Source organism: Arsenophonus nasoniae DSM 15247, assembly GCF_000429565.1.
Taxonomy (GTDB): domain Bacteria; phylum Pseudomonadota; class Gammaproteobacteria; order Enterobacterales; family Enterobacteriaceae; genus Arsenophonus; species Arsenophonus nasoniae.
In genome coordinates this window covers 1-9,254 of sequence record NZ_AUCC01000100.1, presented here as the reverse complement: position 1 = coordinate 9,254, position 9,254 = coordinate 1, and the positions used below count along the sequence as shown (strand labels likewise).

Annotated in this window: 4 protein-coding genes; 1 reads left to right on the top strand and 3 read right to left on the bottom strand. The window is 27.6% G+C overall.

Translation table 11 applies throughout. The features are described from left to right. On the top strand, positions 1 to 329 hold a 329-nt coding region (locus G468_RS0114750), incomplete at its 5' end, for an IS5 family transposase (RefSeq protein ID WP_026823733.1). On the opposite strand, the gene G468_RS0114745 is transcribed toward G468_RS0114750, so the two are convergent. The 3 genes from G468_RS0114745 to G468_RS0114735 form a co-directional block, all read right to left on the bottom strand. Then, positions 318 to 983, bottom strand: a complete 666-nt coding sequence (locus G468_RS0114745) for a hypothetical protein (protein WP_026823732.1) — start codon at positions 981 to 983, stop codon at positions 318 to 320. The two genes, G468_RS0114750 and G468_RS0114745, sit on opposite strands and share 12 nt — an antisense overlap. A gap of 45 nt (positions 984 to 1,028) precedes the next feature. Next, entirely contained in the window at positions 1,029 to 6,521 is a 5,493-nt protein-coding gene (locus tag G468_RS0114740) for a calcium-binding protein (protein ID WP_026823731.1), read from the bottom strand. Between the two features lie 113 nt (positions 6,522 to 6,634). Continuing rightward, on the bottom strand, positions 6,635 to 9,148 hold the full coding sequence (locus G468_RS0114735) for a C80 family cysteine peptidase (protein ID WP_026823730.1): 2,514 nt from the start codon (positions 9,146 to 9,148) through the stop codon (positions 6,635 to 6,637). Between the last annotated feature and the right edge of the window lie 106 nt (positions 9,149 to 9,254).

Here is a 9,254-nt window from a genome sequence, read left to right as displayed (position 1 = left end):
GCGTGCAACGCCAGAACGGCAGCATGAAGCGTCGTGGTCATACGGTACTGGCTGACAAAGCCTACTCTGGGAATGCGCTACGTAACGAGTTGAAAAGAAAAGGGATGAAAACGGTTATTCCCCGAAAATCAAATGAAAAACTGGCTTCAGATGGACGCTCGCAACTTGATCGTGATGCTTATCGCCATCGCAACGTTGTGGAAAGGTGTTTTGGCCGTTTAAAGGAATATCGCCGGATCGCTACACGTTATGAAAAAACGGCAAGAAACTATCTAGCAATGGTGAAACTGGGCTGCATTCGCTTGTTTTACCGCCGATTACGCAATTAAGGGACACAGCCTAATACTATCAATATAATAATCATATTTTTTTTTGCTTAAGAGTTCATGATAATTACTTTTAATATTATCAATCGAATCGGTATCACTATTTAAATATCTGGCTTTTAAACTAATACAAAGTTCCGCAAACCAGGTGGCATTTTTTAAACTATTATTCAATTTCAAAGCGCGATTTGTTACTCTATCAATATAATGGTGCGCCGTCTCGGCCGGCAACATTTCAAGCCACATATAGGGATCTGACACATAATTATTAATATCAATACGACTAAGATAGCGTTTTTGAATATCAATTACTGCAGCAAGCATGCTATCTAATTTTTCTTTAGCATGAATTTTTTCTGCCATCAATTTTGCCTTCATTAATGATGGCAAATTGTCAGAAAGTGGTGTTTCAATAATATTAATAACATTATTTAAATCAAGTAAAAATTTCTCTCCTTGTTTTTTACCACCTTGCCGAACATGAGCCATATAATAAATTGATAATCCAATATAAAAACTTCCCTTAATATCTTTCAATCTATTTTTATCACCATGTAAAATAAATTTTTCTGTGATATGAACAAGTCTATCTTTTGCCATTAAATAGAGATAGGTATTATGAGAAAAATTAATATCCGCGTTATAATTAGTAGGCATGAATCGTCCTTTATTAGCCAGATTTCCTATAAGTAAATAAATATATTATTTTTTTCTTATTCCACTATATTGATATATTTGATTAATCAAATATTTTTCATTTGTTGTTAACATGGTAGAGTAAAGTTCATAATCATTTTGCTTAAAAGCGGAAGCAGCATTGACTAATAAATTTATCTTTGCATCATCCAAGACTAACCCATTATTTAATAACGTATTAATTTCCAAATTATCTTTATATTTATTATAATTATAAATAGTTATTTTTCTTTCACTTTCTACCGAGGATAAAATTAAATTATCATTTTTATATTCTTGACTATAAGCATTATCCATACCTTGAAGAAAAATTTTATTATTTCCTTCATTCAGATAAACTTTTATATTATACGAAGTATAATTTATAACTATTACATTGTCACCTTTGCCTGCATCTATAATGTTATTACCTTTTGTGGATATAATAATATCATTACCATCACCCGTTGAAATAATATCATTACCATTACCATCAACAACAATATTAGAGCCACCTTTAGCAGTTATAATATCATCACCATCGTCACCAAAAATAATATTACCTAATTCGCTGGTATCAGTAACAATATCATTACCAGATAACATTCTTATGACATTATGATGGTGACTATTTTTAGTATAGGTAATATTATCATTATTTCCGGTTCCAATATACTCTTTAAGCACAGGAGTAATTGAATATTGATTATTGCTAAATGTTATATTAAAATATTCATTATTTTTATCAACCAGATAAATTTTACCATAAAAATTAATAGAATTATTAATAAATTCAATTTCAGATTTATTCTCGCTTTTGCTATACTTCAATCTATTATCACAAAAAATAAAATCATATCCACTATAATTTTTTATTACAATTATAACAATATCTTCATTTGTATAACCGTCAATTATTTTATTAAAGTCAAAAATAATATCTTTATTATTCTCAATGTTTTCAACATCAAGATCGGAAATAATATAAAAATCAACACCATGAGATATATAAATATAAGTATTATTTTTAATTGATAAAAATTGATTATCAAAACGATCGCCATTTAAAATGGTATATTGAGCATTATAAGTCTTAAGTAACGGTTTAATCATCTCAGGCAAAATATAATTTTTTCTAAAATTAGTTATACTATTGTTACTTAAATTAATTTCAATACTAGTGCAAGGTGCAGAGGTCTTTTGTTTATCTAATTTTTCGAAATACATTACATTAAATATTTTTTCTGGTTGCCCCTGTTTTTTTATTTTTTGTGATGGATCCATCGAAAGCAGAAAACCATCAATAGTTTGTAATATATATTCATGATTCACTATTAAACCTTCATTATCCATATTTTTATAGGCATTTTTTAATATTAATTTAATATTATTGTCTTTATCTGTAGTAAATTGACTATCAACTATTGAAAAATGAATATGAATATCATTACCGACTAATTTTAAATTTTTAATTTCATCTAATTTATAATTAAGGTTAACGATACTTTTATCTTTAAATTGTTGTTCATCAATTGTTACTACGACATTAAATTCTTTTTTATCTTCATCAATATAATTCCATTCTTGATTATCAGCATCCCATAAATAATGACTTTGATTCCATAATAGATTCTTTTTATATTCATGTGGATTATAACGTTCAATAACATAAGTATCTTGTTCCTCTCCACCATTAGCATAACCATTATTTAATATAATAGTATCTTCTCCAGCCATACCATATATAATATCAATTCCGCCATTGCCATTTAAAATATTATTTTTTCTATTACCTAAGATAATATCCTGTTTATCTTTTATACCAATAACATGTTCAAAACTAACTAAATCAACATGAACATCAGAAATATAGTGACTATTATTGAAAGATGATATATTTTCAAAATTGTCAAGATAATCTTCATAAAGAAATCGAACAGTGCCTTGTTGTAAATTAATAAAAGTTCCTGTTAGTGATAACAACGCATTAGACAAACCTGCTTCACCATTTGATAACATGTTACTATGATAACGAGGTAAGTGTTCTACGATTATTGTGTCATTACCACCCTTGCCATTAAAATATTTATCTTCACCATAACCTAACTTATTGCCAGCTAAAATAAAAACATCATCTTGTTCACCACCAATAAATATTTTTCTTCCGCTATAGCTAACAAATCTATTTTTAGCTAAAGATAAACCAACTGCAATATCATCGCCATCACCTAAATTAAAATTACTTCCTGTAATATATTTTCTTAATACTCCCTTCATGAAATAACTATCTAAACTTTCAAAAATATATTCTGGTTGTCCATTTCCCGGCAAAGAGTAGATCGCATTTGCTTGACGAAATAAATAATTATCTAAAAAAGGTTTATTTGTTATTCTTTTAATTAAATTATCATATTCTCTATTCAACAAAATTATTTCATTGGTTACTATACTTTGCAATGGAATATAAGTTTTAATTTTATCCACTTCAACTTCATATCGGTCAGGATATTGATGAAAAATCTTTTTAATTTCTTCTGCAGTAAATTTTCTTTTATTTATTTCTATAATATTATCTATTTGTTGCTGTTTCCACAAATTTATTGGTAACGTGAGAATATTAAAATTGTGTTTTAAAGCTTCTAAATCATACTGAACATTTTTATTTTTATTTTTATTTTTATTTTTATTTTTAAATAAATAAAGATTTGTTTTTTTATCAAATAAATGATAGAGAGGGAGTTCTGACACTTGTTCATCTTCATCAACGACAATACTCAAATTATAGCCTGAGGGTTTTAACAGCTCTGTAAATAATTTTTTCTCTTTCTCTATTTTATATTCTTTAATTTCACTGTAAGTTTGCTGCTTTAAAAGTTTATTACGTACCGAATAGTCAGGTTGTAATCCTAATATGGCTCTAAAACCGGTCTCCCATTCCTCACTGGTGGTTAATGCAACCTTTTCCTCTATTTCTTCTACGGTACGGTAAGCATTATAAAATGAATTACTTATCATTAAACCAGTACCAAGAAAAAGCCCTATAGGACCAGCTGACGAAACACCCGCTAATATCGCTAAAGCACTACTAATATTAATGCCAGCACTCAACAAAGACAAAGTGCCATTAACGATTAAATCCTGACGCTTTGCTGGATTGATTTCATCTTGCAATTGATCAAAATTTTGATAAGCATAATAGAGATCAAAACCGCTAGAAGCAATATTAATCCCTAATGACATTCGAACCGCAAATCGACTCGCTGTATCAATTGAGCCAGTCATTTGATAAGCGAGTTTGAGTAATATTGGTTGTAAAAGTTCGGTGCCAAAATTTGTTATTCCAGCTCCCCAAGCAATAATAAGGTTTTTTTCAATATCTTGCCTTTCCTGAATAGAAACTTGAGGATCATTTAAATAAATTAATGCTGATTGAGTCGAAGAAATTAGTTGGATAATATTGGCTAATTGAGTAGCATTAGATAATTTATTAACAATATGCGCATAACGAGGCAATCTTGTCATGCCCTGTTGAAAATTATGCCATAATTCGCCATCTACCGTGTTAGCATCAACATATTGATCAATGGCTGCTAATCGTTGATAAATAGTCGCAACGTCATGCAAATCACCACGATTGAATAAAAAATCTCTATAATTTTCTGACGAATTTATCTTTTCCTTGAGTAATTTTATAATACTTATATTTTCCTCTGTACCCTGAGAAAAAGTAAGGTAATCATTAAGTTGTTCAATATCAAATTTCAATTTAGACCGCCAGTCAGGAATATTTCTAATCATAAAGGGCGAAATTAAATTTTCATTGATATGCGCTCCTGCCCGCTTTAATGCAAATAATCCAATATTTTGTTCGGCTATTGTTACATTTTTATAAAAATCAGTTAGATTTTCTTTAACAGGTAAAAATTCAATTAAATCATTAACTTTTATTTTTATAATATCATTTTCATGTATTTTATGAACTTTAAATTGTCCAGATAACGCGATGTCTTTATTTATATCAAATATTTCGTAACGTTTATAAACAGTATCAAAAACTGTAACATCTTGATTAAGATAATTTGTTAAAAATGATATAACTTCTTCATTTATTTTTTCTTTTGCAATATTGTTGATGACTATTTCACCCATTCTTGGATCAAATATTCGACATTGATAGCTGGCATTTCCTTTATATTTGACAATCAGAGTAAAGGTAACATTATTTATACTTAACTGATATTGAGTAATTGGAGCCAAAGTTAAATTTTCAGGTAAAATAATATTAGCCTGTTCAGTCAATCCGTTTTCATTAACTACCAAATAAGCAGCCCAATCTACTGCTTGATTTAATTTATCCAAAAAAAGTTGTTCATCTATAGATAGTCTTCTGGTTGCTGAAGATTCAAGTAAGCGGTGGTGATATTGCAAAATATCATCAACATTATCTACTTTACTAGATAAAGATGCATAAAAAATACCAATACATTTTTCTAAGTTAGCCCTCTTTTCTAAATAAAAAGCATGTGGCATTGGTTTTATAATTATATTGGCATTGTTATTAGTTATTTTTGTTAACAAAAGGATATTATTAAGATAATAATTATGCCATTTTTGACTTTTTGATAATGCCACACTTAAAGGTAATGTATAAAGACCACTTCGATTATCAATTGCGGAAAGTTCTATTAATGATGTTCGTAGTTGATTTAATCTTGGCTGATCATTAACTAATAGCATTAAACGACCGATATCAGGACTACCATCCGAATATGAATATATTTCACCTAATAATTGATTAGAATAGTCACTAAGGTGATTAATTATTTCTGGTCGATAATAAATATTTTCTAATAAAAGAGAAAGATGATGGGCTTTTACATTTAACATTTCGTTATTATTTGTAAATATTTCCTCCCATTTTACTAATGCATCAGGTTGTTGCTCCATTTTACTATTAAAATAATTATTTACTTTACGGTTAATAATCGGATCATACTTTATATTTTCTATTCTCTTAGTAATCAATTTTCCTTTATTGTCATATAGATAGTTATTTAAATAAAACTGATATTGATCTAAATCTTTTTCGATATTAATATTACCTTTCATAATATCAAAAAATAGTGCATAAGTAGTATCTAATTCATTATAAAATAATTGCTTTGTTGTTTTATCATATCTAAATTTAGTTAATTGATTATTATTTTTAACTAAATCAAAATATTCATTAACTCCATCTAATGATCGCGTTGAGAAAAGATCTGGATTGACTTGATAAGTTGTTATAGCGGTATTTATATTTCTTTCTGCTAATTTAATTGAAAATTCACTGGCAATACCTGAAGTATCATAAGGGCTAGATAATGTTCCTAAGGCTTTTTTACTAAAAAAACATATTTCATCAGGTATCGCTAAAAAATTTTGCTTATGTATATTATCCATAATATCAACTAACTTTTCTACTGTCATTTGCTCAAATAATAAAAAATGATTATGCAGTTCAATTTCACCTACTATCATCCATTTATCAATTACACTATTTTTTAGTTTATCAAGATCACCATATTCTAAAAAAATTTTATTTGTTTTTTTATCTGCTTGAAAAATAAAACTATCATTAGGATTTTCGCTAGCTAATAATTCAGCCTGCTGACAGTATATTTCTGTTTGTCAGAAAAACGGAATATTATTTTTTTTATATTATTTTGTTTTACTGAGTATAAATTTTTCTTTATCACTGTTTGATTAATAGTTTTCCATAATGGGGGATCAAAAATTTTTTCGGCCCATAATTTATTTAAAAAATCATCGATGGTATAATTATGTCTATTTTCATTTATACATTGATAAAATAATTCATATGCCCGAGCATCATATGCTACTAATTTTAATAAATCTATATCTAATTTACCATTAGGTAAATGAAAGTATTTTTTTATATAATCATTATTTTTTATTGTTTCACTATCTAATGAAAGCTCACCTGAATTAATTAATCTGAGAATATAAAAAATTAATATTTCATTATTAATTTGTAGACCGAGTGGTGATAATTGTTTGTCAAAAGTTGTTTTATAATATCTTGCATCTCTCCGGCTACGCTCAAAGTTATTTAAATAAATATTCTTGCGACCATGTGAACCAATATATAAATCGCGGGTATAAGCAGTGATTGTTGAATTGAATCCTTCATTCCAAAGTTGTTGACTAAAATCTAATGCAAAATTATCACCTATTTTTGCTTGTCCGAGTTTACAACCCAATAGTACTATCTTTTCTGGCTCACTATTATTAAATTCAGTCTTTCTTAAATGCATTAATTTATCTGCTATATATTCTGCTGTTTTTCTGGCAAAGGTTCTTTTTTTAGTGATGTCATCCTTTCTGCCATGACCAATCAAAAACCATCTTGTTCGTTCCCCTGCGACTTTATTTATATCACCATAAACAACTCGATAGCGATTTTGTTCAAGATCATATTGAATAACGGTTGTGTTATCAGGATGTTTACCAATTAAATTTGCTGTCGATTGACTGACAATATTTTCTCCTTCTAACTGAATAATCAAATTATGTCGATAATTACTTTCAGCTAATTTTGTCTTTACAGCGCTGGAATGTGACGGAATTTTTTCAGGTTCGACTCTCGGATCCCACCACTGATCAAGCTTAACCGTATCTTGACCTAAAACCTCATTTTTATGTATCTCTAATGACTCTACTGGTAAAGTTTCTAATGTAAATTCAGTAATAGGTTCTGAAAGATCAGAAATTGGTAATGGCTGATTAGCCAATAATTTTACGTTGTGGTTAATTTTATAAACAATACATTTATCATTCTCAATTTTTAAATAGATTTTATCATAATTAAACTTTAAGATATTTTTATATTGATTGGTAATAAGTGCTAAAATGTCACTAGAATCAACCGAATTAATGACTATACTTATCGCCTTATATTGTTCTCCATCAGAAATCAGCTCCAATTCCGTACTAGCGCTTTGTTGATGAAATTTTTTAAATTGCAATTTTTGATTATCAGAAAGATAAAAAAAACTTTGCTCGTCACAAAGAATTTTGGTCGTTGTTATATTAACTAAATCACTTTCAATAATTGGGAAAATATTATTTTTATTAATTACTGGATCATTTTCTAATTCGATAATAGACGTAATATAAGTATTATTATCATAAACTAAAAAGTTATAAATATCTTTTCGCTCTTTTATTATATAAGTCAAAAATTGTTTAAACTTCTCTTTATCATCAAAATAAATAACTCCATAATTGGGATCAAAAAATGCATATTTTACTAGCTCTGTTTGACTATTTTTGTCAATGACTATTGCCATCATATGGTTTTCTGAAGATAATTCAAAATAACGTCTATTGACAGTACTATCTTTATCAAGATAATTTGTTATAAACACGTCAAACTCTATGTCATTTGCTATGCTATTTATATCCTGATCATTTATTTTTAATCCTCTTTCATTATAATAATTAATATATCCTTTAATATACTTTTTCTTAAAATCAAGAAAAATACGATGTACAGTCAATTTGATATCGTCAACATTAACTTTATGTGTGTCAATTCCATGTTCAATCTCTAACATAAGAGTTTTAAACCAAAATCTTTCTATAAATTTATAATTTTTTTTAGTTTCAAAATCAACCACCTTTTTTATAAAGTCTGGTATAGTTTCATTTTTTTCAATTGCAGGCCAATTTGAATAATCAGGTTGATAATTCATCATTTCATATAAATCAAATGATAAACGTTGCCTGCTCACTAAATCTATAAATAGTAAATTTAATTTTTCCTTTGCATGTAATTGCCTGGCTTGATGTCGTGCTTTAATATAGGGTGGATCATAACTTTCCGTATGTGATTCAATTACTTTAACTAGTCTCTTTATTCCTTTAAGATATCTTTCACCTTGTTCTAAGCCACCCTCACGAACTTGAGTTAAATAAGCGGCACTTAATGCCAGACAGATACCTGTAATTTCTTTTGCCAGACCAGGATCATCATAAGAAATAAACTTATCAATAATATGTTTAAAGCGTTTTTCAGATAATTCAAAAATATACTTTTGCTGAGAGAAACCAACATCAAAATAATATTTATTTGTTTTTGGCATAATAAATTTCCTTATATTTTATATTTTATATTTTATATTTTATATTTTATATTTTATATTTTATATTTTATATTTTATATTTTATATTTTATATTTTATATTTTAT

Excerpts from the sequence above, each read along its gene's own strand:
- G468_RS0114745 (WP_026823732.1), bottom strand. The coding sequence starts at position 983 with ATGCCTACTAATTATAACGCGGATATTAATTTTTCTCATAATACCTAT.
- G468_RS0114740 (WP_026823731.1), bottom strand. The coding sequence starts at position 6,521 with ATGATAGTAGGTGAAATTGAACTGCATAATCATTTTTTATTATTTGAG.
- G468_RS0114735 (WP_026823730.1), bottom strand. The coding sequence starts at position 9,148 with ATGCCAAAAACAAATAAATATTATTTTGATGTTGGTTTCTCTCAGCAA.